We start from the raw sequence: 24814 nt of genomic DNA, 5'->3' as shown, positions 1-24814 counted from the left end.
GACAAGGGAGATTGTGATGCTCGACTGGGCGTCATTGCGCAACAGACCTGACGTTCGGGAGGCCAATGGCCTCTCCTCGGCTGCGGGCGCATCCGAAACCAAATCTCCGGGCAAAACCGGGATTTCGCTGGCATTGGGTGGCGGCTGTGCGCGCGGCTGGGCGCATATCGGCGTGCTGCGCGCGCTTGATGAAGCCGGCATCGAAGTGTCGATGATCGCCGGCACCTCGATCGGCGCGCTGGTCGGCGGCTGCTATGTTGCCGGCAAGCTCGACGAGTTGGAAGAATTCGCGCGCAGCCTGACCAGGCGGCGCATTTTTGGCCTTCTCGACCTCAATCTACGCGGCAGCGGCCTGTTCGGTGGCATGAAGCTCGATGCGCGGCTGCGCGAGCACATAGCCGGCATCCGCTTCGAGGACCTGCCAAAACCATTCGTCTGCGTCGCTTCGGAAATCCGCACCGGCCATGAGATCTGGCTGTCGAGCGGCTCGTTGAGCACCGCAATGCGCGCCTCCTACGCGCTGCCCGGCGTGTTCGAGCCGGTCGCCTGCAATGGGCGTGTGCTGGTTGACGGCGCACTGGTCAATCCGGTGCCGGTCTCGGTCTGCCGTGCCTACGAGCAGCCGCTCGTGGTTGCGGTGAACCTTCACTACGATCTGTTCGGCCGCGCCGCGGTGATCAAGCACAATGCCGGCGAGCTGGTCATCGAGAAAGACGCGCCGAGGGCCGGCCACGCCGATCCCGAACGCCAGTCGCGCGAGACGCGGCTCGGCATTACCGGCGTCATGGTCGAGGCCTTTAACATCATCCAGGACCGCATTTCGCGCGCCAGGCTGGCCGGCGACCCGCCGGACATATCGCTGCAGCCGAAGCTCAGCCATATCGGCCTGACCGAATTCCACCGCGCAGACGAAGCGATCCGTATCGGCTACCAGGCAACGATGGCGCAGATCGGCGACCTGACCCGGCTGCAGACCGTCCTCGCTTAGGCAGGGCGGCAGCGAGCTCTCAGGCAAGCGCCGCGTCGATGATGCGGAACTGCACCGTGCGGTTGCCGTTCCAGTGATTGCCCGACAGCGAGCCGGCGACGTGCACCGGTTTGCCCCTGTTCTTGAACAGGAATTCGCCGAGCGCAGTATCGACGGCGCGAAAGGCGATCGCCTGGATGCGGCCGCCACTTTCCGACTGCAGGTCGACGCGGATGTGGTTGCTGCCGACCGCCCGCGCATCAACAAGCCGGTGACGCGGCAGCGCGAACACCGGCGCGACATGCCCAGCGCCGAACGGCCCTGCCCTCTCTAGTGCATCGAGCAGCCCAAGCGTCGCGCCCTCGGCGGCTAGCGCACCGTCGATCGCCAGGCTCTCCTCGCCTTGCAGCCGGAATACATCCACCGCCGCGCGTTCTTCGAAGAAAGCCCTGAGTTCGCCGAGCTTCGCCCGCTCGACAGTGATGCCGGCCGCCATTCCGTGGCCGCCGCCCTTGACGATAAGCCCGGCATCGGCAGCCTCGCGCACCAGCCGGCCGAGGTCGAAGCCCGACACCGAACGGCCTGACCCCGTACCGACACCATTGGCGTTGAAGGCGATGGCAAAGGCCGGCCGTCTTGCATGGTCCTTGAGCCGCGAGGCAAGCAGGCCGACAATGCCAGGATGCCAGTTGCTGCTGGCTGTCACCACGATGGCCGGACCATTGCCGCCGGCAAGCTCGGCATCGGCCTCTGAGCGCGCGGCGGCCAGCATCTCCTGCTCCATCGACTGCCGCTCCTGGTTGAGCCGGTCCAGCGTCTCGGCGATGGTGCGGGCCTCGACCGGGTCGTCGGTTGCAAGCAGGCGGCTGCCAAGTGCTGCGTCGCCGATGCGCCCGCCGGCGTTGATGCGCGGACCGATCAGAAAGGCCAGATGGAACGTGCTGATCGGCTCGCCTATACGCGAGACCCGCGCCAACGCCGCCAGCCCTTCGTTTCTCTGCTGCCGCGCCACCTGCAGCCCCTTGACCACGAAGGCGCGGTTGACGCCGGTGAGCGGCACCACGTCGCAGACTGTGCCCAGCGCCACCAGGTCGAGCAGGCCAAGCAGGTCCGGCGGTGCGGCATCCGGCAAGCGGCCGCGCAGGATCTTCGCGGTCTGCACCAGGCAAAGGAAGACGACGCCGGCGGCACAAAGATGACCTTGGCCGGAAAGGTCGTCCTCGCGATTTGGGTTGACGACCGCAGCCGCCGCCGGCAGCGGCCCGCCGACCTGATGGTGATCGAGCACCACGACGTCGGCGCCGGCGGCCTTTGCGGCGTCGATGGAAGCAGCACTGTTGGTGCCGCAATCGACGGTGACGATCAGCGTCGCGCCGCGCGAGACGAGTTCGCGCATCGCTTCCGGATTGGGGCCGTAACCCTCGAAGATGCGGTCCGGTATGTAGATCTCCGACGCCACCGAGAAATATGCGAGAAAGCGCTTGAGCAGCGCCGACGAGGCGGCGCCGTCGACATCGTAGTCGCCAAAGATCGCCACTTTTTCCCTGGCCATCACCGCCTGGGCGATGCGAGCGGCGGCCCTGTCCATGTCGGTCAGCGATGCCGGGTCGGGCAGCAGATTGCGGATGGTCGGATCCAGAAACCGCTCGGTCTGCTCGGCGGTGACACCACGCCCGGCCAGCACACGTGCCACGATGTCAGGCACGCCATACCCTTGCGCGATGGCGAGCGCGGCCATGTCCTGACGCTCGGTCAGCCGGTGTTCCCAGGAAACGCCGGTGGCCGACTGCCTGACATCGAGGAAAAAGCGTCTTTCCCCCGTCACGTGACGCGCCGTCTGCAATTTGTCATTGCGCACAATATGCAACGGCTAACTGAGTCGAAATCAAAACTTTTCCAGATCCTGATGCCTGGCTTTGATTTCGCGCACGGTCCGCGATGACGAGCGCAGCACGATCGTGTGCGTGGTGATGAAATTGCGGCCGAACTTGACGCCGGCCAGCATATTGCTGTCGGTGACGCCGGTCGCGGCAAACAGCACGTCGCCGCGGGCCATGTCTTGCGTGTGGTAGATCCGTTTTGGGTCGGAGATCCCCATCTTCGCGGCGCGCGCCAGCTTTTCCGGCGTATCGAAGATCAACCTGCCCTGCATCTGGCCACCGGTGCAGCGCAAGGCGGCCGCTGCGAGCACGCCTTCGGGCGCGCCTCCGGTGCCGAGATAGATGTCGATGCCGGTCTCGTCCGGGTCGGTGGTATGGATGACCCCGGCGACATCACCGTCGCCGATCAGACGGATCGCGGCTCCGGTCGCCCGCACGGCTTCGATCAACGCGCCATGGCGTGGCCGGTCGAGAATACAGGCGGTGATCTCCGCCACCGGCACGCCCTTGGCCCTGGCGAGGCTGGCGATGTTTTCGGCCGGCGAGGCATCGATGTCGATGATGCCGTCGGCATAACCCGGACCGATCGCGATCTTGTCCATATAGACGTCCGGCGCGAACAAAAGGCTGCCTTTTTCGGCAATGGCGATAACGGCCAGTGCGTTGGGCAGGTTCTTGGCGCAGATCGTCGTGCCTTCGAGCGGATCAAGCGCGATGTCGACAGCCGGGCCTTGGCCGGTACCGACCTCTTCGCCGATATAAAGCATCGGCGCCTCGTCGCGCTCGCCTTCGCCGATCACCACCGTGCCGTTGATGGCAAGACGGTTGAGCTCCTGCCGCATGGCATCGACCGCGACCTGGTCGGCGGCTTTCTCGTCGCCGCGTCCGCGCAATCTGGCGGCCGCGACCGCGGCGCGTTCGGTGACGCGCACCAATTCCATGGTCAGTATCCGGTCGAGGCCGGCGACAATGTTTTGGGCCACATTCATCGATGGACAATCCTCGTTGGCACTTTGTTTTTATTATGCATGTCGTTGTCCCAAAACCGCTGCACACTTTTGGGCGACATGCATTAGCCTCCCGCCAGAGACGCGCTTCTTGTGTCAAAGCCCCGTGACAACAGCAAGACCTGCGTTGGACCTTTTTGAAAGCGCAGCAATATCAATCGATTAAACGCCAAAATGTGAGACTGCTATCCGGCCCGCTCGATGCGGATGACTTGCGGCTTGTCGGTCAGAAGGCTGTCCCTGGTGATGCCGTCGACGGCCTTGCGCACCGCCGCCTCGGTCGTCTCGTGGGTCACCAGGATGACCGTCTTCTGTGCCTCGGTTTCCGGCCCGGCGGCATGCTGGACAATCGATTCCAGCGAAATGTCGTTGTCGGCCATGCGCTTGGCTATTGCCGCGAAAACGCCGAGGCGGTCGTGCACGGTCAGCCGGATGAAATAACCGCCGGCATGGCTGCGCATCTGCGCCTTCTTGTAAGGCTTCAATTCCTTCACCGGCCGGCCGAAGACCGGACCATGCTGGAAGCCAGGCCGGCTCTTGGCGATATCGGCAATGTCGCCGATCACCGCCGACGCGGTGGCGTTGCCGCCGGCGCCAGGGCCGGAAAGCAGCAATTCGCCGAGGATGTCGGTTTCTATCGCTACCGCATTGGTGACGCCGTGCACCTGCGCGATGACCGAGGCCGTCGGCACCATGGTCGGGTGCACGCGCTGCTCGATGCCGCTTTCGGTGCGTTGGGCGACGCCAAGCAGCTTGATCCGGTAGCCGAGATCGCCGGCCGCGCGGATGTCGGCCTGGCTGATGTTGGAGATGCCTTCCATGTAGATATCGTTGGCGGCGATCCTCGTGCCAAAGGCAAGGCTGGTCAGGATCGACAGCTTGTGCGCGGTGTCGTGACCCTCGATGTCGAAGGTCGGGTCGGCTTCGGCATAGCCCAGCCGTTGCGCATCCTTCAGGCAGGCATCGAAAGACAGGCCCTCGGCTTCCATGCGCGTCAGAATGTAGTTGCAGGTACCGTTGAGGATGCCGAAAACGCGGGTCACCGAATTGCCGGCCATCGCCTCGCGCATCGTCTTGATGACCGGAATGCCGCCGGCCACCGCCGCCTCGTAATTGAGCAGCACGCCTTTCCTCTCGGCGATCTCGGCCAGCGCCACGCCGTGCTTGGCAAGCAGCGCCTTGTTGGCGGTGACGACATGGCGGCCGCCTTCAAGTGCCGCTTTTACGGACGAGCGCGCCGCCCCGTCGTCGCCGCCGATCAGCTCGACGAACACGTCGATCTCGCCGGTCTGCGCCATCTTGATGGCGTCGTCGAACCACTGTGCTGCGCCAAGATCGACGCCACGGTCGCGCTTTGGGTCTCGGGCCGAAACGGCTGTGACGACGATGTCGCGTCCGCACTGCCGCGTCAGTTCCGCCGCCTTGTCGCGCAGCACGCGCGCCACCGACGCGCCGACGGTGCCGAGCCCGGCAATTCCAACACGCAACGCTTCAGCCATGTCCGGCGACGCCCCATTCAGTCGGTCGATGTGTAGAAAATCAGCGATGCGCGGCGAGCGGTACGACGTTATTCGGCTGCTTGGCGCTGGATGCGAGGAAGCGCTTGATGTTGCGCGCCGCTTGCCGGATCCGGTGCTCGTTTTCGACCAGCGCGATGCGCACGTGATCGTCGCCATGCTCGCCGAAGCCGACGCCCGGCGCCACCGCGACGTCGGCGTGCTCGATCAGGAGCTTGGAGAATTCAAGCGAGCCAAGGTGCTTGAACGGCTCCGGGATCGGCGCCCAGGCGAACATCGATGCCGCCGGTGCGGGAATGGTCCAGCCGGCGCGGCTGAAAGCGTCGACCATGACATCGCGGCGTTTGCGGTAGACGTCGCGCACTTCCGCGATGTCGGCGCCATCGCCGTTGAGTGCATGCGCCGCCGCCACCTGGATCGGCGTGAAGGCGCCGTAGTCGAGATAGGATTTCACTCGCGTCAGCGCCGAGATCAGCCGTTCATTGCCGACCGCAAAACCCATGCGCCAGCCCGGCATCGAAAAGGTCTTCGACATCGAGGTGAACTCGACGGCGACGTCTATGGCGCCCGGCACCTGCAGCACCGAAGGCGGCGGATTGCCGTCGAAATAGATCTCCGAATAGGCAAGATCCGACAGGATGATGATGTCGTTCTTCCTCGCGAAGGCCACCACCTCCTTGTAGAAATCGAGCGAAGCGACCAGTGCCGTCGGATTGGACGGATAATTGAGGATCAGTGCCAGCGGCTTCGGGATCGAATGGCGAATGCCGCGCTCCAGGGCCGGGATGAAGCCGTCGTCCGGCTCGACCTGCAGCGAGCGGATGACGCCGCCCGACATGATGAAGCCGAACGCATGGATCGGATAGGTCGGATTAGGGCAAAGGATCACGTCGCCGGGGGCGGTGATCGCCTGCGCCATATTGGCGAAGCCCTCCTTCGAGCCGAGCGTCGCCACCACCTGGCTGTCCGGGTCGAGCTTCACGCCGAAGCGGCGGGCATAGTAGTTGGCCTGGGCACGACGCAGGCCCGGAATGCCGCGCGACGACGAATAGCGGTGCGTGCGCGGATCGCGTACCACCTCGCAGAGTTTGTCGACGATGGCCTTGGGCGTCGGCAGATCCGGATTGCCCATGCCAAGGTCGATGATGTCGGCGCCGCGCGAACGGGCGCTGGCCTTCAGCCGGTTGACCTGTTCGAAGACATAGGGCGGAAGCCGGCGGACCTTGTGAAATTCTTCCATGGCAGTTCCAGACAGTGAGGTTGCGGTCGCGCGTATAAGCCTATTTGCAACTAGGGTCGAGAGCGGGGTCGCATTTGCCTTCGATCTGCTTCAGCGCCTCGGCGCCGTGTTTTTTTGCCAGCTGGTCCAGCGCTGCCTGGTCCGCAACCTTGACGCCCCCGCCCTTGGCGGCCTGGCTCTGCTCCTCGGCCTTCAGTTGGGCGAGCTTGGCGTTCTTTTCCTCGTCGGTGAATTGTTCGGCCGCCACCTGCGGCCGGATGTTCAGGTTCGGATAGGAACCGGTGTCCTTCGCGCCGACAAGGCCGGTGGCGGGCGCCGCACCTTCCATGTTGCTGCTCGTGCAACCGGCCATCGCCAACAGGACGAGCGCCATGCGGCAAAAACGACCAGTGCCGGAAAAAACGTTCTTGCCAATATTAATCGTCATATTGTTTTCCTGGCGGCCGGGTTAGAGCACATTGGACCCTGTTCGATATCCCATGGTAATATGTCAACAAAACGCTTCGGGAGGAACCCCGCGAACCATGGCCAAAACACCCGATTCGGGCAAAGCGGAAGATGACCAACCTTCGACCGTCGAGCAATATCTGGTGAAGGACCCGGAACGCTTCGCCCTGAACATGGCCCGCATGATCGAGCAGGCCGGCAAAGCCGCCTCGGCATGGGTCGAGCCGCGGGAAAAGGGCGAGGTGCGCGATCACGTCGCCGAGCCGGTCGTCGACATGGTGAAGACGTTCTCCAAGCTCACCGAGTACTGGCTCTCCGACCCGCAGCGCGCGCTGGAGGCGCAAACGCGGCTGTTTTCCGGCTACATGACCGTCTGGGCCAACGCCGGCCAGCGCAGCGGCGCCGGCGCCGAGGACGCGGTCAAGCCCGAGCGCGGTGACAAGCGTTTCCAGGATCCGGAATGGGGCCGCAACGCCTTCTTCGATTTCCTCAAACAGGCGTATCTGGTCACCTCGCGCTGGGCGGCCGAACTGGTCGAGCACGCCGATGGCCTGGACGAGCACACCCGCCACAAGGCCGGCTTTTATGTCAAGCAGGTGTCCAATGCCATCTCGCCGTCGAATTTCATCCTGACCAATCCGGAATTGTTTCGCGAGACTGTCGCCTCCAACGGCGAAAACCTGGTGCGCGGCATGAAGATGCTGGCCGAGGACATTGCCGCCGGCAAGGGCGACCTGAAGCTGCGGCAGGCCGATTATTCGCTTTTCGAGATCGGTAAGAATCTCGCGACCACTCCCGGCAAGGTGGTCGGCCGCAGCGACGTCGCCGAAATCCTGCAATACGAACCGACTACCGACACCGTGCTCAAGCGGCCGCTGCTGATCTGCCCGCCATGGATCAACAAATACTACATCCTCGACCTCAACCCGCAAAAATCCTTCATTCGCTGGGCAGTCGAGCAAGGCCACACCGTCTTTGTCATCTCCTGGATCAACCCGGACGAGCGGCACGGCGCCAAGAGCTGGGAGGCCTATATCAGGGAGGGCCTGCAATACGGCCTCGACACGATCGAGAAGGCGACCGGCGAAAGGCAAGTCAACGCCATCGGCTATTGCGTCGGTGGCACGCTTCTCGCGGCGGCCCTGGCGCTGATGGCGCAGGAAGGCGACAACCGCATCAAATCCGCCACCTTCTTCACCACCCAGGTCGATTTTACCTATGCCGGCGATCTAAAAGTGTTCGTCGACGAGGAGCAGGTCGCGGCCGTCGAAAAGGCGATGAACGAGAAAGGCTATCTCGACGGCACCAAGATGGCGACCGCCTTCAACATGCTGCGCTCGGGCGACCTGATCTGGCCCTATGTCGTCAACAACTACATGCGCGGCAAGGATCCCCTGCCTTTCGACCTGCTGTACTGGAATGCCGATTCGACCCGCATGGGCGCTGCCAACCATTCCTTCTATTTGCGCAATTGCTATCTCGAGAACAGGCTTTCGCAAGGCATGATGGAACTGGCGGGCCGCACGGTTTCGCTGAAGGACGTTACCATTCCGGTCTACAACCTCGCCTCTAAGGAGGACCATATCGCGCCGGCGCTTTCGGTCTTCCTCGGCTCGAAATATTTCGGCGGCGAGGTCGATTACGTCATGGCCGGCTCCGGCCACATCGCCGGGGTCGTCAATCCGCCGGCGGCGCAGAAATATCACTACTGGACCGGCGGCAAGCCGGCCGGCGACTTCGACCAGTGGCTCGCCGGGGCCACCGACCATCCCGGTTCCTGGTGGCCGCACTGGCAACGCTGGATCGAAGCCAAGGACAATACCCGCGTACCGGCCCGCAAACCGGGCGAGCATATGCAAGTTCTAGGCGAAGCCCCCGGCACCTATGTCAAGGTGCGCGTGTAACCATCTGTAATGTGTGGTGAGTTGACGCGCCGCCAAAAGCGGGCGAAATGGTGCCGTCAACCCTGAGCAGCCTTGATTCATCCTCTAGCCGCCAAATTACTTTGAGGCTTGCAGATTTGACACAGGTCTCGTTTCCGGTTCGGGGAACAAGGGTCATTTCGACGAGACGTTTCGACGCCGCGCCAATGACGAACCGGTCGGATATCGAGGGGGAATTTTGTTTTGAGATCAGCAGGATCGCGCCTCGCGAAGGGAGAAAGCCGCGCCATTGTGGCGGCGCTTTTCTCGGTGCTCCTGGCGTCCTGCACCTCGGCCGGCGACCCGACCATGTCGGTCGGCATGCCAGGCTATAATACCTCGGCTACCGAAATCAGCACGGCCGCCGGTGCGCCCCAGGCCAGCACGGCCGCATCATCGTCGCAGATGACAAGCACACAAATGACGATGAATGCCGACGGCGACGCCAACCTTCCCGAGCAGGTCGCCTATGTGCCGGTGGCCAAGCCAGGGGCCAAGCTCGACGCCGGCTTCCCGATCGCCGTTCCCACGGCAGCCGAGACGATCGCGGGACACACGCCGCAACCGCTGCAACCAAACGCCCAGACGGCTGAACAGGCCGTGGCGCAGAACAGTGCTGATGCATCGAAGCCCGACGCCAAGGCCGCCGAGCCGGCGATGAACAACCCGGTCTATGTGACCGCCGGCGAGATGCCGCAGCCACAGGCCTACGCACCGAAGAAAAACTTCCTGGCCTCACTGTTCAGCGCCACGCCTGCTTCGGCGGCACCTTCTTCGCCGGCCAACAGCAGATCGGGCGGGCAGCCAACGGTCATGCAGGCCAAGGCGACGCCTGCGGCAAAACCCACCGTCACCCTGGCTTCGGCCGATCCGGCTGAAAAGCCGGTGCAGCTGGTGTCGACGGGCGATACCAGCCACTTCACGGCCGATGCGCTGCCCGGCGTGCGACAGACGGCGCTGTTCGAGATCAAGCGCAAATCCGGCCTCGACGATGAGAGTGACGTCGATCTCAACGAAGACGAAGGTTCGGGTGGCGCCTACCAGGTCGCCTCCGCCGCCGGCCTTGCCCGGCTGGCGCCCAACGGCCTCCTGAAACAGAACGAAAGCGTCGATGTCGCCTGCTTGAAGCCGTCGCTGGTTCGCGTGCTGAAGACGATCGAAGGCCACTACGGCCGCAAGATGACGGTCACCTCCGGCTATCGCGATCCGGCCCGCAACCGCCGCGCCAACGGCGCCAAGAATTCGCTGCACATGTACTGCGCTGCCGCCGACATCCAGGTCCCCGGCGTCTCGAAGTGGGAACTGGCGAGCTACATCCGCACCATGCCGGGCCGCGGCGGCGTCGGCACCTACTGCCACACCGAATCCGTCCATGTCGATGTCGGCCCCGAGCGCGACTGGAACTGGCGCTGCCGCAGGCGCGGCTAGGTTCTTTCCGGCGCCGCGACGCCCCTTCCCCGGCGACGTTGTACTTTGCCGCAACCAGCTTCGCCGGCAAAAACACGCGGTTTGGAGCCAAAGGAAAAAAGTTGTCGCAGCCGGCGGCAGACGGGTTGCCGGTTTGTCGTGACGCAACTATAAGCGCTCACATCTGAGCGCGCCCATCGTCTAGCGGTCAGGACACCGCCCTTTCACGGCGGTAACAGGGGTTCGATTCCCCTTGGGCGTACCAGCATTTCAACTTGGCATATGTCTATCGCCAGCGTGATGCTGCGCCAGCTCTGCTGGACCCGCCACTCTGATAGGGGTGTCGGCAAGAAGAGGCGAAGACGACTGAGGACTTCGTCGAAGGCTGTCTAAGCCCGCAGTCCCCTCGCCTCGCCGCCGCGCTTGCGCGGAACCATCATGTCCCTGGCAAGCAGGCCGCTCACCCGGCAAAAGGCCATGAAGGCCCGCCATGCGTCTTCGGTCTCGACGATGTCCACCGTGGCGCCAAAACAGGCATTGAACGCGGCCTGGTAGGTTGGTCCCTTCCGGCGAACCGGCCATGTTTGCAGGAAATCGAGCGCCTGCTCGACACTGTAGATTTCCTCGACCGGCTGGCCGGGCACAGGCGCGATCCGCACCGGCACCTCGAATTGCAGTCTGTCCATTCGATCTCTCCCGAACTGACACCCCCGCAGCAACGCCGTTCGTCGCAAAAAATTGCCGTGGCGGCTTAATGCTTGGGCCGCTTCTCGCCTAGAAATGTGTCGTCACTACGGTGGTCAATGAACCCAGCGAAGTATGGGCCGCTAGAGGCAAGGAGAATGCCCCCAGGCGTGAATATCGCCGGTCTTCGGCCCGTCGCCGGCAGTTCGTCCTTGAACCTTGCGCTTTCCAGTGCCAAATCTGGGAAGGTTTCTCTCGCCGAGGCTCATCCAGCCCCGCATCCCTGCAAGACGGATAAAATGGTCACCTATCTCGACGCCGCCACGGCACCGCTCAGAAACACCGGCCAGATCCGTCTTTACGACGAGGAAGGTTTTGTCGGCATGCGCAAGGCTTGCGATCTCACCGCGCGCTGCCTCGACGAACTGGTACCGATTGTGGCGCCCGGCGTCACCACCGAAGCGATTGATCGCTTCGTCTTCGAGTTCGGGATGGACCATGGCGCGCTTCCGGCGACGCTCAACTACCGTGGCTATACGAAATCATCCTGCACCTCGATCAACCACGTCGTCTGTCACGGCATACCCGACAACAAGCCGTTGAAGGATGGCGACATCGTCAATATCGACGTCACCTATATCCTCGACGGCTGGCATGGCGACTCCTCGCGCATGTATCCGGTGGGCACGATCAAGCGTGCCGCGGAGCGGCTGCTCGAAGTCACGTATGAGTGCCTGATGCGCGGCATCGCGGCAATCAAGCCGGGCGCCCGAACCGGCGCCATCGGCGCCGCCATCCAGACCTATGCCGAAGCCGAGCGTTGCTCGGTGGTGCGCGATTTCTGCGGCCACGGGGTTGGCCGGCTGTTTCACGACGCGCCGAATATCCTGCATTACGGCAGCGCCAGCGAAGGCGTCGAGATGCGGCCGGGCATGATCTTCACCGTCGAGCCGATGATCAATCTCGGCCGGCCGCATGTGAAAGTGCTGTCGGACGGCTGGACCGCGGTGACGCGCGACCGTTCGCTGTCGGCGCAGTACGAGCACACGATCGGCGTCACCGAGACCGGCTGCGAGATCTTCACGCTGTCGCCAAAAAACCTCGACCGCCCCGGCCTGCGGGCCTAGTGTCTGGCAGATCGGGCGTTACCTTGCCCGGCAAATGCTGGGTGGGGCAGCCATGAACGGCAACGACGACGAGCGGGCCTTCTTTCCCGAAAGGCCAGTGCGATCCCACGCGAAGGCGGTGGCCGCCGACAAGCCGCATTATCTCGGCCATCGCGACCGCCTGCGCGAGCGCTTCGCCGCCGGTGCCAACACCCTCCCCGACTACGAACTGCTCGAGCTTCTTTTGTTCCGGCTGATCCCGCGCGCCGACACCAAGCCGGTCGCCAAGGCATTGCTGGCACGCTTCGGTACATTGGCCGAGGTCCTCGGTGCGTCCGTCGAGCGCCTGCAGGAGGTGAAGGGCATCGGCCCGGCGGTGGCGCTCGACCTCAAGGTGGTTGCGGCAACGGCGCAGCGCATGGCGCGCGGCGAGATCGCCGGCCGCGAGCTGTTGTCGACCTGGACGCAGGTTCTCGAATACTGCCGGTCGGTGATGGCCTTCGAGGAGCGCGAGCAGTTCCGCATCCTGTTCCTCGACAAGAAAAACGCGCTGATCGCCGACGAAGTCCAGCAGGTCGGCACCGTCGACCACACACCGGTCTATCCGCGCGAGGTGGTCAGGCGCGCCTTGGAGCTCTCCGCCACGGCGATCATTCTGGCGCATAACCATCCGTCGGGAGACCCGACGCCGTCGCGCGCCGACATCGAGATGACCAAGCTGATCATCGAGACGGCCAAACCGCTTGGTATTGCCGTTCACGACCACATCATCATCGGCAGGAAAGGCCACTCCAGCATGAAGGGGCTGCTGCTGATCTGAGGTTTGGCGTTGTTTTCAGCTTTGTCCGCTGTACGCCTATGTACCGCAACGTGAAGGCGGTCGGCTCGATAAATTCTGGCGCCGAGGCTCAGCTGGCCGTGCGCAGGCGTCGCGATCGGACAAAGGTCTTAAGTCCCTCGGAATCGAACGCGTGGCCGAAGGCATAACCCTGCAATATGTCGCAGCCCAGGCCCTTAAGTAGCCGTGCATGCTGCATCGTCTCGACGCCTTCCGCCACGACCTCGATACCCAGCGACTTGCCGATTTCAATGATCGACGAGACAACCTGCCTTCTCTGCGGCGATTTGACGATTGGGGTGACCAGCTGCCGATCTATCTTCAGCCGGCGCGGCTGCAACTTCAGCAAACTGACCATCGAAGCGTAACCGGTACCAAAATCGTCTATTTCGATGTCAATCCCCAGTTCTTTTATCTGCTCGATGTTCCACGTGACAAGGTCGTCGTTCTCGTCCAGGAAAATCGACTCAACAAGCTCAAACGAAACTGTTCCCTTCTTGATATTTTGCTCTCGCAGGCTCTTGATGAGCTCCTCATCCTGAAGGCGCCTGGCCGAGACATTGACCGACACCCGCGGAATGTGAAGTTTTGCAGCGGACCACGCTTCGAAATCCGAAAGCGATTGCTTCAATATGGCTTGGTCGATGATCGAGACAACGTTCAGTTCTTCTGCAATCCTCAGGAAGACGTCGGGCGCCAAAATACCCTTTATTGGATGTTTCCACCTCGCCAGCGCCTCAACCCCAACGATTTCGAGCGTCTTTGCGTCAAATTGGGGCTGGTAGAACGGGATGAACTCGTTGCGCTCGAGGCCGCCGAGAATTTCGTCGGCAATCCGCTTGGTATCGACGATTTCGCTTTGCATCGCGTCGGTGAAGAATTCGTATCGATTGCGCCCCCGCCCCTTTGCTCGGTAAAGCGCGATATCGGCGTTCACCAGCAGGTGTTTGGCTTCGACATCTTTTCCGTTATCGACAGCGATTCCCACGCTGACACCAAAACGGCATCGATGACCCTGATAGTAGACCGGTTCGCGCATCTGGCTGATGACGCGGTCGGCGAGCAGCGCCAGCTGCTTGGTATCGTCGCGCACCACGCACAGAACGATGAATTCGTCTCCCCCGATACGGGCGACGAATCCCTCGTCGCCGACCTTCGACCTGAGCACGGTTGACGCGTGAACCAACATCGCGTCACCGGCGGCGTGGCCCAGCGTATCGTTGATGTGCTTGAACCGATCCAGATCTATGTGAAGCAGTGCCGCGTGCCCGCCTGAGTGCCTGGCGTTTGCCGCGTAATGTTCCAGTACCTGGTCGAGGTAACGCCGGTTGGGCAAGCCGGTCAGCGAATCATGAAGCGCGATGTGCTCTATGCGCGCTTTGGCTGACTCGAGTTCTGCATTTTTCGACTCGGACAGCTGTTTTGCACGAACCAGATCCTTGTTCAGCAGGACGTCGGCAGTCACGTCCCATTCCGCGCCGATCATTTTTGGGGTGTCGTTTGCGACCCGGTAAACGATCGCCTTGGACCGGACATGACGGATCTCGCCATCCTGACGCACAATCCGGTACTCCGACAAATATGGTCGTCCGCTGGCCACCGCCCTGTCGAAGTCCGCGTTGGCGCCAGCCAAATCATCTGGGTGGATTGCTCCCGCCCAGTCTGGATAGCCCCGGTGCTCGCCGGTTGGTTTGCCATATATTTCGTTGACGCGATCATCCCACGTAAGCTCGTTGGTCGCGAGATCGTGTTCCCAAACCCCAATAGCCGAAGCTTCCAGGGCGAGTTCCAAGCGTCGTGACAATCGACGCAATTCCGCATAATTGCGCTGTCTTTCGCCAATCAGGCGGCCTGTGACCAGGAAAGGGAACACAACCAAGGCTCCGGCCGTCGCCATGATAGCGCGCAACAACCATGCGTTGCTTGGCGTCGAAGGCCAGCCATTTTTGGGAATGGCCGCGATTTGCCACGAACCGGACGGGAGCACAACGTCGGCTGTCACCGGATCGCTTTTGCTGATCCGCTCACTACCGTAGAATTGGTCTCCATTTTGGCCGAGAGCGTCCCTGCCGATCAGCGCTATGTCAATCCCGAGATCGTCGTCAAGCAGCCCGCTCGCCCGATAAAGACGCTGCACGTCGACAACGGCGGAAATGATGCCCCAGAACCTTTCCGTATTGCCCGCGCTCCGCACGAAAACCGGAAAGCGGCCGATGAAGCCTTGTCCTCCCTGCTTCAGCTCGACGGGGCCGGCAAGCACCAGCTTGCGTTCGTCTCGCGCCCTTAGCGCAGCCGCACGCTGTCGTTCGTTCTTGCGGTAGTCCAGGCCCATCGCCTGCTCGTTACCCTCCATCGGGTACATCAGGGAAACGACCAGATCGGGCGCGCCGGCAATATTGTTCAATTGCGAGTCGGCGCCAAACAGATTGCTCGCGAGTGAGGCGAAGCGTTGCTGTCCCATATAGGGCTCGGTCACGACCGCGGAGACCAATCCACGCACGAGTTGAAGGTTTCCGTTGATATTGCCTTCGAGCTTGGCGCGGATGAGGTTGACCTTGGTCAGCACGTCCGAACGGACGGCCTGGTCCGAGACGACTTTGTTCTGGTGCTCCGCGAACGCAGCGCTGATAAGTATGACGACAAGCGCGATCGCCGCCGGAATATTTGCCGACGAAAAGACGACCTCCTTGATGCCGCCGAACCTAGCGCGGAAAAAAGCCAATAGGCGATTCCTCAAGTGCCATTTCAGGTTTTCGGGTCGACCCGATGAGGAACATTAGCTTTCAATGTTTAATTTGACCTTCACGCTCCTTAGAGCTTTTGCACTTCCGACCGTTGCTGATGTTGCAGGCCCGAGCGGTTGGAGCCAGCTGCCGACTTCCACTGCCATGGTCCCACTGATTGAGATGCGCTGGCGCCGGCGATCCAGCGTCTGTCGACCATTCGCGAGGAGATCTGCTCATCTCAAGGCGCTCGTCTGTGGAAGCGGACCGAGAGAGAGGCCGGCTAGACCTGGCTTGCTCGGAAGATCGAGGAGCGCGAGCGATTGCACAAGTCGACGCTCCGACCCGGGTACTCTGGAGCGTTGACCTGGACTAGTGCCCCTCAATCGCCTTGGGAGACACAAGGTATGGTATCTTGCCGACGCTGCGCTTCGTCGCGCCAATGGAATAAGCCATCGGTATCTTGGGAGAGTTCTCCGGCAAGCCGTACATATCCTTGCCGGCCCGCACGGCAAATGAAAAGTGCTGCCACGAAACCGTGTCATGCTCATTGAGAAAATCGAGCGTCAGACCAGCTGAAATCAGCGCATTCACCACGTCACTGATCGGGTGGATCCATTCATAATAGCGAGGATGCTTCAAGATGCGATCATCGCCGGTGTAGGTCAGTTCCTCGTTCCAGGCGAGCGGCCGAGCTATCGGCGTTCGCCAGTCGTGCTTCAATTCCAGGGCCGCGGCCTTTCGATCGCACTGAAACAGCAATGGATGGCCCTCGGCCATGTAGAGGCGGCCGCCGGGTCGCAGAAGATCGGCAACCACCCGCGCCCAACGGAACACGTCGTCCAGCCAGTTTACCGAACCCCAGGTAACGTAAGCGATATCAAAGGTCCGGCCGAGCGCTTCCACCGCCTCGAACAGTGGCGCTTCCACGAAGCGCACTTCGGTGCCTGCCTTCGCAGCAAAATCCCGCGCTGCCACGATCGCCGTCGGTGAAAAGTCGAGCCCGGTCACGCTGCCTGCGCCGAGATTCTTCAGGCTGATCGTGTCAAGACCGATGTGACACTGCAGGTGGACGATATCCTTGCCGGCGATATCGCCGAGCTCGCGTGTTTCCAGCTCATAGAGATTGGATCCGCCGGCCAGCACATTCTCGATGTGGTAGCTGCCCGTTGTGTCGGTCGAGTGCAGTTCGGCCCGATCATTCCAATTAAGGCGGTTCGCGCCCAGAAACCGTTCCAAATTCCCCCACCCCTGACCGACGCATGGTAAACAAGTCGTTAAAGCACCTTTGCAGCGAAAGTAGCGCGCGTCAATCCGGACCGGGCGGCAGTACGACGCCGCTCGCGAAAGCATTAGTCCCGGGAAGGCTTGCTGCTGATCAAAGGCTTCTGGCGCGATCGCCGCGCCCGGCGACAAGACCCCGCAGGCGCTCCCGGACTCCGCCGTCGTGGTCTGTATGTGGATCAGTCGGTTCCTCAGCCCGGCACAGCCACCATCGCGATATTTCTGGAGAGCTCGTTTGTGGGGGCAACTGCGTCTGCCGTGCCGCTCGTGAGTGCTCGGTAGAGTGCCAGATAATCGCTGCACATGCGCTCGACCGTGAACCGCTTCTCGAACGTCTGCCGCACTCGTGCGCGATCGAGGCTGTCTATGCGCCGGAGCGCGCCCACGGCTTCCTCCACCGTATCCACGATCCATCCGGACACACCGTCATCGATGATCTCCGGGACGGCGCCACGCCGGAACGCAACCACCGGCGTACCGCAGGCCATTGCTTCGATCGTTACGAGACCGAAGGGTTCCGGCCAGTCGATCGGAAACAAAAGCGCTTTCGCATTGCCCAGAAAATCCGCCTTTTGCCGCTCATCGATCTCGCCAATGAACTCCACGTTCGAATGCCGCAGCACTTGCGGCTCGACCCTTTCCTTCCAGAACGACTGGTCCACCTTGTCGATTTTGGCGGCGATCTTCAGGGGAAACCCGGCCCGCGCCGCTATTTGTATGGCGGCTTCCGGCCCCTTTTCCGGCGAGATGCGACCGAGAAACGCAAGATAGCCAGAGGTGTTCGGGTGGAACGGCAGAAGATCGCGGGGTAGGCCATGATGCACGGTTCCAACCCAATTGACGGGCGGCATGGGCCGGCGCTGGTCGAAGGAAATCGAGACCAGGGGAACGTCGTCGAACATCGCATAAAGCTGCGCCAGATCGGGCAGGTCGAGCCTGCCGTGAAGCGTGGTAACCGTTCGTCTGGCAAAATCCCGAATTATGGGGAAGTGCAGAACATCGACGTGGAAATGCAAAACGTCGAATTCACCGGCTCGCCGGCGCACCCGTTCAAGCATCATAACATGGTGCGGACCACCGTCCTGGACCCTGGGGTTCAGGCGCAGCGCGACGTCGCAACACGGCACCAGCTCGGCTGAGGTACGAGAATCGGCGCTGGCGAACAGCGTCACCTCGTGGCCCTGTCGGGCAAGTTCTTCGGTCAGATACGAAACAATTCGCTCGGTTCCACCGTAGGTTCGGGGCGGCACGGATTCGGTTAGCGGTGCGATCTGGGCTATTTTCATTTAGAAAATCTTTTCGGCGGCGATCGCCGTCTTTCAAACAAGCTTCGGCGGCAACCAAGACAAGCGAGAGCTTCCCGTTGCGAAGTATTCTATGCAGAGCGTATTTATAGTTGTGCCGTCCGTGCTCCTCCCGTGCAATCAGGTTTCCCTTATTCAACTCCTCTGCATCCAAGAACTGCGATCCATGAGAAATGTTTCACCGGCTCGATAAAAAGACAGAATGAGCTACGCGCCGCCGCCCCGCCGCCCCCTGACAGGCAGCTTTGGATCGCTCGATCACCACCAAGTGATCCAGGCGTGCCGGTGCCGAATGGAACATAAAGCCCGGAATTCAGTTAGATAGCCGGATTTGGCTGGAGTACCGCCAGATGCGGAATTCCAGCCGGGCAGGGCACTACCGTGACACGGAGTGAGCGGCTTCGGGCGCATCTCGCCGAACTCAGGCACCACCTTGCCGAACTCGGGAGCCATAAACGCTCCCTATGGAGGATGCCATGAACCAGTGGACAAACGCCAGGCTCTGTGACGTAGCCAACCTGATCCTTGGGGCAATTCTGTTCTTCTCCCCCTGGATCTTCACCTTTGCGGCAGGCCCGCAGACGCAGAACGCCCTCGGCAGCGGAATCTTGATTGTCGTGCTTTCGGTTGCCGCCCTCGCAGCATTCGCCGTGTGGGAAGAGTGGGTGAACCTGGTCGTCGGACTGTGGGTTCTCGCATCGCCCTGGGTGCTTGGATTCCAGGCGACCACGGCGATGACCGTGCATGTCGTGATCGGCATTCTGGTCGCCGTGCTGGCGGCGATCGAGCTCTGGATGATGTATCAGAACCCGCCGACCCAGTCCGCCGCCTAACAGGCGCAGCCAGCCAGCGCCCTTTTTTGGGCCTGACGGATCTATCGGTCGTCTGCCGGTCTCTCGGCAACAGCCGCCGGAGGCCGGGTAGGCGGCGTTTGTTTGGACGAGAATAGGAAGGATGGCGCATTATGGTCGGTGACAATCCGCGTTCGACGGCCAGGATTGCGGGACATCCTATTCATCCGATGCTCGTGCCATTTCCGATCGCCTGCTTCGTCGGCACCCTGCTGACGGATCTAGCCTATTGGCGAACAGCGGAGATGATGTGGGCTGACTTCTCCGCTTGGCTGGTTACCGTCGGCGTGATCATGGGCTGCCTAGCAGCGATCGCGGGGCTGATCGATTTCCTGGCCAATCCGCTGATAAGGGCACAGCCCCCCGCCTGGCCGCACGTGCTCGGCAATCTTCTGGCGCTGGCGTTATCCATCATCAACATGCTCGTGCACACCCGCGATGCATGGACCTCCATCGTTCCTACAGGCTTGATCCTCTCGGCGGTTGTCGTGCTCGTCCTCATCTTCACTGGTTGGCTGGGCTGGTCCATGGTGTACCGGCATCACGTCGGAGTGGCGGATTGATGCGCATAGCAAGCTCCATCGGTCAGACCAGGCGCATCGCGGTGTCCGTCCTCGTTTGCACTGCGGCGATCACTCTTGCAGCGTGCAGCGGCAACGACCCGGACCCCAGCAGTCAGATAGGGCCGAATCCAAAACTGCCGGACCCGATCCAATATTTCTTCCCGCCCATGCATCTCGCTTCCGTGGTCGGATGGAATAGCGACGAGAAGCCGACAGTCGCGCAGGGGCTGCAGATCCAGGCTTTTGCCCACGGCTTGCAGCATCCGCGGTCGCTTTATGTGCTGCCCAATGGCGACGTGCTGGTGGTCGAGTCCAAGGCGCCGGGTGGCGAACCGATCAAACGGCCCAAGGATTTGGTGATGGGCTGGATCGAATCCTGGGTCACCTCGGGCGGCGACAGCGGCCCAAGCAACCGCATTACGCTGCTGCGCGACGCCGATGGCGATGGCAAGCCGGAGCTGACCAGCGTATTCCTCGACCACCTGAACTCCCCCTTTGGCGTGGCGCTGGTGGGAAGCGATCTCTACGTCGCCAATACCGACTCCATCGTCCGCTATCCCTACAACACCGGTGACACAAAGATCACCGCGCCCGGGACGCCGCTAACCGCCCTGCCCGGCGGCCCGATCGACCACCATTGGACGAAGAGCCTGGTGGCAAGCCCCGACGGCTCGCTGCTCTATGTCGGCATCGGCTCGAACAGCAACGTCGCCGAAAACGGCATCGAGGCGGAGAAGAACCGCGCCGCCATCTGGCAGGTAGACAGGGCCACCGGCCGGTCGCGCATTTTCGCCAGCGGTTTGCGCAATCCAAACGGCCTGAGCTGGGAGCCGCAGACCGGGGCGCTCTGGGCAGTGATCAATGAACGCGACGAGCTCGGCCCCAATCTCGTGCCGGATTATCTGACCTCGGTAAAGGATGGCGGCTTCTACGGATGGCCATACAGCTATTACGGCCAGCATCTCGATCCCCGCGTCATGCCCCAACGTCCGGACCTGGTCGCAAAAGCGATCGTTCCGGATTATGCACTGAGTTCCCACGTCGCCCCTCTGGGGCTGGCCTTCTATGCGGCAACCAGCCTTCCCGAGGCATATCGCGGCGGCGCCTTCGTTGGCGAGCATGGCAGCTGGAACCGCACGCGCTTCAATGGCTACAAGGTAGTTTTCGTACCATTCAGCGGCGGCCGTCCGAGCGGCGTCGCTACCGACGTGGTGACTGACTTCCTGGACAAGGACAACAAGGCGCGCGGCCGGCCTGTCGGCCTGGCTGTCGACAAAACCGGGGCCCTGCTCATCGCCGACGACGTCGGCAACACAGTTTGGCGGGTGACATCTGCCGGCCAATAAAGTGGCTCCACTCCCTTCGTCGAGCTGTCGGTCGAGCAGGTGGAGGGATCCCCGACGATCGCCGTTCCGGTGGTTCTGCTAGGCGCATTCGGCGTGCCCGCCATTGCCGGCTACTCCACGCTGACGATGTTTGCCGCGTGGCCGCATCGGGCGGGTGAGCTGGAAATAGATGAGGGCCTGCCGCTGATCACCGCCGAACCGAAGGACCGCCAGCGCCGCGAAATGGTATTTTTGCCCTTCCCACAGCCGGCTCTAGAATTTTCATCGCAAATCAAGTTATGATGCACTTGGTATTTCCCGGGACGGCTTGCGCCGCTTGGAATACCGGGAGGAACCGGGACATGGCCGTTGCGCTTGTACTCGTTCTGATAGTCGTGGGCTCGGTGTTGTTCCACTTCCTGAGCCCATGGTGGTGGACGCCGATTGCCTCGAACTGGGACTATATCGACAACACCATCATCATAACTTTCTGGATCACCGGTGTCGTCTTCGCCGCCGTGGTTCTTTTCATGGCCTATTGCGTCTTCCGCTTCCGTCATCGGGAAGGCAATCAGGCGGCATACGAACCTGAGAACAGGCGGCTCGAATCCTGGCTGACGGTCGTCACCGCGGTTGGTGTCACCGCTTTGCTCGTTCCAGGCCTGTTCGTCTGGAGCCGGTTCGTTACCGTTCCAAGCGACGCAACCGAGGTCGAAGTCGTCGGCCAGCAGTGGCAATGGAGTTTCCGCCTCCCCGGCAAGGACGGCAAGCTCGGCACATCCGACACTCGCGACGTCAACGCTGAAAATCCACTCGGCGTCATCGCCACCGATGCCAACGGTCAGGACGATGTCGTAGTGGAAGCGGCCGACCTGCACCTCCCGGTAGGCAAACCGGTCAAGATGCTGCTCCGCTCGATCGATGTGCTGCACGATTTCTACGTGCCGGAATTCCGCGCCAAGATGGACATGATCCCGGGCTCGGTCACCTATTTCTGGTTCACTCCTACCAAGACCGGAACCTTCCAGGTCCTGTGTGCCGAACTCTGCGGCCAGGGACATCCGATGATGCATGGCGTGGTCATGGTCGATACTCAGGAAGACTATCTGGCGTGGCTTGGCCAGCAGCAGACTTTTGCGCAGCTGTCCGCGCCCCAGCAGATGGGCTCGGCAGAGTAGGAAACCGGAACGACGGCGCGCCGTCGGGATTGAAGTTAATGCGGCAAGTCCGAACTGTCGGGCTGGCCGAGAAGGGCACGGAGGTGTTCCTATGGTCGATATCACACCTGCAGATGCGGTACCGCCGGCCGAAGTCGCGGAAATGGAACTCTACCATCCGCACAGCTGGTGGACGAAATACGTTTTCTCGCAGGACGCCAAGGTCATCGCCATCCAGTATTCGGCGACGGCGACAGCGATCGGCATGGTCGCGCTGGTGCTATCCTGGCTGATGCGGCTGCAACTCGGCTTCCCCGGCACATTCGACTTCATCACCCCGGAAGCCTACTACCAGTTCATCACCATGCACGGCATGATCATGGTGATCTACCTGCTCACGGCACTCTTCCTGGGCGGCTTCGGCAACTATCTGATCCCGTTGATGGTTGGTGCTCGCGACATGGTCTTTCCCTATGTCAACATGCTGAGCTACTGGATCTATCTGCTCGCCGTGCTGGTCCTGGTGTCGAGCTTCTTTGCGCCCGGCGGACCGACGGGTGCCGGCTGGACGCTCTATCCGCCGCAGGCGATCATGACCGGTACGCCAGGCGGCCAGGACTGGGGCATCATCCTGATGCTTGTCTCGCTGATCCTGTTCATCGTCGGCTTTACCATGGGCGGCTTGAACTATGTCGTGACGGTGCTGCAGGGGCGCACGCGCGGCATGACGCTGATGCGCCTTCCGCTTACTGTCTGGGGTATTTTCACCGCCACCGTCATGGCACTGCTCGCCTTCCCGGCGCTGTTCGTCGCCTGCGTGATGATGCTGCTCGACCGGGCGCTCGGCACCAGCTTCTTCATGCCGGCGATCGTCGAGATGGGCGAACAGTTGCAGCACGGCGGCGGCAGCCCGATCCTGTTCCAGCATCTGTTCTGGTTCTTCGGCCATCCGGAAGTCTACATCGTGGCGCTTCCGGCCTTCGGCATCGTATCCGACCTGATCAGCACCCATGCGCGCAAGAACATCTTCGGCTACCGCATGATGGTCTGGGCCATCGTCGGCATCGGCGCGCTGAGCTTCGTGGTCTGGGCGCACCACATGTATGTCAGTGGCATGCATCCCTATTTCGGCTTTTTCTTCGCCACAACGACATTGATCATCGCTGTCCCAACAGCCATCAAGGTCTACAATTGGGTGCTGACGCTGTGGCGCGGCGACATCCACCTCACCATACCGATGCTTTTTGCCTTGGCCTTCATCGTCACCTTCGTCAATGGCGGGTTGACTGGGCTATTTCTTGGCAATGTCGTCGTCGACGTTCCGCTGTCGGACACGATGTTCGTCGTCGCCCATTTCCATATGGTCATGGGGGTTGCCCCGATCATCGTAATCTTCGGCGCGATCTATCACTGGTATCCGAAGGTCACCGGCCGGATGCTGAACGAGACACTGGGCCGGTTCCATTTCTGGGTCACCTTCCTCGGCGCCTATCTGATCTTCTTTCCCATGCACTATCTCGGCTTGATGGGCGTGCCGCGGCGGTACAACGAATTGACCGACATGACGATCATGACGGAATCGGCCCACCACCTGAACTCGTTTATCAGCATCATGGCTTTTATAGTCGGTTTTGCTCAGATTGTGTTTCTGTTCAATCTCATCTGGAGCATCCGCCATGGCCGTGAGGCTGGCGGCAATCCGTGGCGGGCAACGACGCTCGAGTGGCAGACGCCCGAAACACCGCCCGCCCACGGCAATTTCGGCAAGGATCTGCCGATCGTCTATCGCTGGGCCTATGACTACAGCGTACCGGGAGCCAAGGAGGACTTCATACCGCAAAACGTTCCGGGCTCCTTCGCGCCCTCCAGGGAGCCGGCATGAGCGTAATCCTGGTCTTCCTGCTCGTGATCGCCGGTATTGCCGGGTGGTGGCTTTCCCATCAGCGGCTAATGACGAAGCCGTGGCTCGAGCAAGGTATGATCGGGGATTTTGTCGCTCTGGACCGATCGGCGCTGCCGACCGCAAAGATCGGTCTCGGCGTCTTCCTTGCCGTCGTCGGCTGCCTGTTCGCGCTGTTCACCAGTGCTTACTTCATGCGCATGGCGCTGTCGGATTGGCGGCCGCTGCCCATCCCGCCCCTGCTCTGGCTTAACACCGGCGTACTGGTCTTGAGCAGCATCGCGATACAGTGCGCTTCGCTCGCGGTGCGCAAGGGTCAAGTGGATATGGTCAGGCTCGGCCTCGCCACCGCTGGACTCACGGCACTCGTCTTCCTGATTGGACAGCTTGTGGCATGGCGGGAACTGAGTGCGGATGGCTATTTTCTGGCATCCAATCCGGCCAACAGCTTCTTCTACCTGCTAACGGGAATGCATGGCCTGCATATACTGGGAGGACTGGTCGGGCTGGGCAGAACGAGCGTCGGCGCCTGGAACGGAGCGCAGCCGCAGCGGCTTCGCCTCAGTGTCGAGCTGTGCGCCATGTACTGGCATTTCCTGCTTTTCGTCTGGCTCGCCATCTTTGCGCTTCTGGCCGGCTGGGCTTCGACTTTAATCGACATTTGCCGAGGGTTGCTGACCTAGGAGGAACGG

General features: G+C 61.8%; 21 protein-coding genes and 1 tRNA gene. 13 read left to right on the top strand and 9 right to left on the bottom strand.

Features of this window, described 5'->3' with window-relative positions; genetic code table 11:
• Positions 1 to 16: 16 nt before the first annotated feature.
• Positions 17 to 988, top strand: coding sequence for a patatin family protein (locus NKI72_RS11260; RefSeq protein WP_023678882.1), 972 nt, complete (start codon positions 17 to 19; stop codon positions 986 to 988).
• Between the two features lie 19 nt (positions 989 to 1007).
• On the opposite strand, the gene recJ is transcribed toward NKI72_RS11260, so the two are convergent.
• From recJ to NKI72_RS11235, 5 genes are all read right to left on the bottom strand, one after another.
• Complete coding sequence (gene recJ / locus NKI72_RS11255) at positions 1008 to 2792, bottom strand: single-stranded-DNA-specific exonuclease RecJ (protein WP_352831553.1); 1785 nt, start codon at positions 2790 to 2792, stop codon at positions 1008 to 1010.
• Between the two features lie 60 nt (positions 2793 to 2852).
• Complete coding sequence (gene glpX, locus NKI72_RS11250) at positions 2853 to 3836, bottom strand: class II fructose-bisphosphatase (protein ID WP_352850156.1); 984 nt, start codon at positions 3834 to 3836, stop codon at positions 2853 to 2855.
• Positions 3837 to 4039: 203 nt separating this feature from the next.
• Positions 4040 to 5353 carry a homoserine dehydrogenase gene (locus NKI72_RS11245; RefSeq protein ID WP_352819162.1) on the bottom strand — a complete coding sequence of 438 codons (1314 nt, stop codon included), beginning with the start codon at positions 5351 to 5353 and terminating at the stop codon, positions 4040 to 4042.
• Positions 5354 to 5393: 40 nt separating this feature from the next.
• Positions 5394 to 6611 carry an LL-diaminopimelate aminotransferase gene (locus tag NKI72_RS11240; protein ID WP_023678886.1) on the bottom strand — a complete coding sequence of 406 codons (1218 nt, stop codon included), beginning with the start codon at positions 6609 to 6611 and terminating at the stop codon, positions 5394 to 5396.
• A gap of 40 nt (positions 6612 to 6651) precedes the next feature.
• The gene (locus NKI72_RS11235) at positions 6652 to 7038 is read right to left on the bottom strand and encodes a hypothetical protein (protein WP_352540667.1); all 387 of its coding nucleotides are present in this window, start codon (positions 7036 to 7038) and stop codon (positions 6652 to 6654) included.
• A gap of 97 nt (positions 7039 to 7135) precedes the next feature.
• Between NKI72_RS11235 and phaC the strand changes: the two genes are divergently transcribed.
• From phaC to NKI72_RS11220, 3 genes are all read left to right on the top strand, one after another.
• On the top strand, positions 7136 to 8962 hold the full coding sequence (gene phaC, locus NKI72_RS11230) for a class I poly(R)-hydroxyalkanoic acid synthase (protein ID WP_352850155.1): 1827 nt from the start codon (positions 7136 to 7138) through the stop codon (positions 8960 to 8962).
• Positions 8963 to 9289: 327 nt separating this feature from the next.
• Positions 9290 to 10408, top strand: a complete 1119-nt coding sequence (locus NKI72_RS11225; protein ID WP_352540675.1) for a YcbK family protein — start codon at positions 9290 to 9292, stop codon at positions 10406 to 10408.
• 169 nt (positions 10409 to 10577) lie between these two features.
• Positions 10578 to 10652, top strand: a tRNA-Glu gene (locus NKI72_RS11220).
• Between the two features lie 124 nt (positions 10653 to 10776).
• Here the strand turns inward: NKI72_RS11220 and NKI72_RS11215 are convergent.
• A complete protein-coding gene (locus tag NKI72_RS11215) occupies positions 10777 to 11073 on the bottom strand; it encodes a DUF982 domain-containing protein (protein ID WP_023678889.1) in 297 nt (98 codons plus the stop codon).
• A 297-nt stretch (positions 11074 to 11370) separates the two neighbouring features.
• On the opposite strand from NKI72_RS11215, the gene map reads away from it, so the two are divergent.
• The gene (map, locus tag NKI72_RS11210) at positions 11371 to 12198 is read left to right on the top strand and encodes a type I methionyl aminopeptidase (RefSeq protein ID WP_352451363.1); all 828 of its coding nucleotides are present in this window, start codon (positions 11371 to 11373) and stop codon (positions 12196 to 12198) included.
• A gap of 52 nt (positions 12199 to 12250) precedes the next feature.
• Positions 12251 to 12997, top strand: coding sequence for a RadC family protein (radC, locus tag NKI72_RS11205; RefSeq protein WP_352540669.1), 747 nt, complete (start codon positions 12251 to 12253; stop codon positions 12995 to 12997).
• Between the two features lie 88 nt (positions 12998 to 13085).
• On the opposite strand, the gene NKI72_RS11200 is transcribed toward radC, so the two are convergent.
• From NKI72_RS11200 to NKI72_RS11190, 3 genes are all read right to left on the bottom strand, one after another.
• The gene (locus tag NKI72_RS11200; RefSeq protein WP_352540676.1) at positions 13086 to 15665 is read right to left on the bottom strand and encodes a bifunctional diguanylate cyclase/phosphodiesterase; all 2580 of its coding nucleotides are present in this window, start codon (positions 15663 to 15665) and stop codon (positions 13086 to 13088) included.
• A 445-nt stretch (positions 15666 to 16110) separates the two neighbouring features.
• Positions 16111 to 17154 carry a class I SAM-dependent methyltransferase gene (locus NKI72_RS11195; RefSeq protein ID WP_352850154.1) on the bottom strand — a complete coding sequence of 348 codons (1044 nt, stop codon included), beginning with the start codon at positions 17152 to 17154 and terminating at the stop codon, positions 16111 to 16113.
• A 59-nt stretch (positions 17155 to 17213) separates the two neighbouring features.
• Positions 17214 to 18308 carry a glycosyltransferase family 4 protein gene (locus tag NKI72_RS11190; RefSeq protein WP_352766772.1) on the bottom strand — a complete coding sequence of 365 codons (1095 nt, stop codon included), beginning with the start codon at positions 18306 to 18308 and terminating at the stop codon, positions 17214 to 17216.
• A 494-nt stretch (positions 18309 to 18802) separates the two neighbouring features.
• On the opposite strand from NKI72_RS11190, the gene NKI72_RS11185 reads away from it, so the two are divergent.
• The 7 genes from NKI72_RS11185 to NKI72_RS11155 all read left to right on the top strand — a co-directional run bounded on the left by NKI72_RS11185 (position 18803) and on the right by NKI72_RS11155 (position 24805).
• Positions 18803 to 19159, top strand: coding sequence for an SPW repeat protein (locus tag NKI72_RS11185; RefSeq protein ID WP_352451366.1), 357 nt, complete (start codon positions 18803 to 18805; stop codon positions 19157 to 19159).
• 131 nt (positions 19160 to 19290) lie between these two features.
• Entirely contained in the window at positions 19291 to 19740 is a 450-nt protein-coding gene (locus NKI72_RS11180; RefSeq protein ID WP_352470450.1) for a DUF2231 domain-containing protein, read from the top strand.
• Positions 19740 to 21086, top strand: coding sequence for a PQQ-dependent sugar dehydrogenase (locus NKI72_RS11175; RefSeq protein ID WP_352500855.1), 1347 nt, complete (start codon positions 19740 to 19742; stop codon positions 21084 to 21086). The genes NKI72_RS11180 and NKI72_RS11175 overlap by 1 nt, the downstream gene beginning before the upstream one ends.
• A 93-nt stretch (positions 21087 to 21179) precedes the next feature.
• Positions 21180 to 21368 carry a hypothetical protein gene (locus NKI72_RS11170; protein WP_352567649.1) on the top strand — a complete coding sequence of 63 codons (189 nt, stop codon included), beginning with the start codon at positions 21180 to 21182 and terminating at the stop codon, positions 21366 to 21368.
• A 59-nt stretch (positions 21369 to 21427) separates the two neighbouring features.
• Positions 21428 to 22243, top strand: a complete 816-nt coding sequence (gene coxB, locus NKI72_RS11165) for a cytochrome c oxidase subunit II (RefSeq protein ID WP_352500857.1) — start codon at positions 21428 to 21430, stop codon at positions 22241 to 22243.
• A gap of 91 nt (positions 22244 to 22334) precedes the next feature.
• On the top strand, positions 22335 to 24104 hold the full coding sequence (gene ctaD / locus NKI72_RS11160) for a cytochrome c oxidase subunit I (protein ID WP_352470447.1): 1770 nt from the start codon (positions 22335 to 22337) through the stop codon (positions 24102 to 24104).
• Positions 24101 to 24805 (top strand): cytochrome c oxidase subunit 3, encoded by a 705-nt coding sequence (locus tag NKI72_RS11155; protein WP_352470446.1) that lies wholly within the window; start codon positions 24101 to 24103, stop codon positions 24803 to 24805. Before ctaD ends, NKI72_RS11155 begins: the two co-directional genes overlap by 4 nt.
• Positions 24806 to 24814 lie beyond the last annotated feature (9 nt).

Origin of the sequence: Mesorhizobium sp. M0437, assembly GCF_040321335.1 — a bacterium.
Lineage (GTDB): Bacteria > Pseudomonadota > Alphaproteobacteria > Rhizobiales > Rhizobiaceae > Mesorhizobium.
This window is presented reverse-complemented; position numbering and strand designations above follow the sequence as displayed.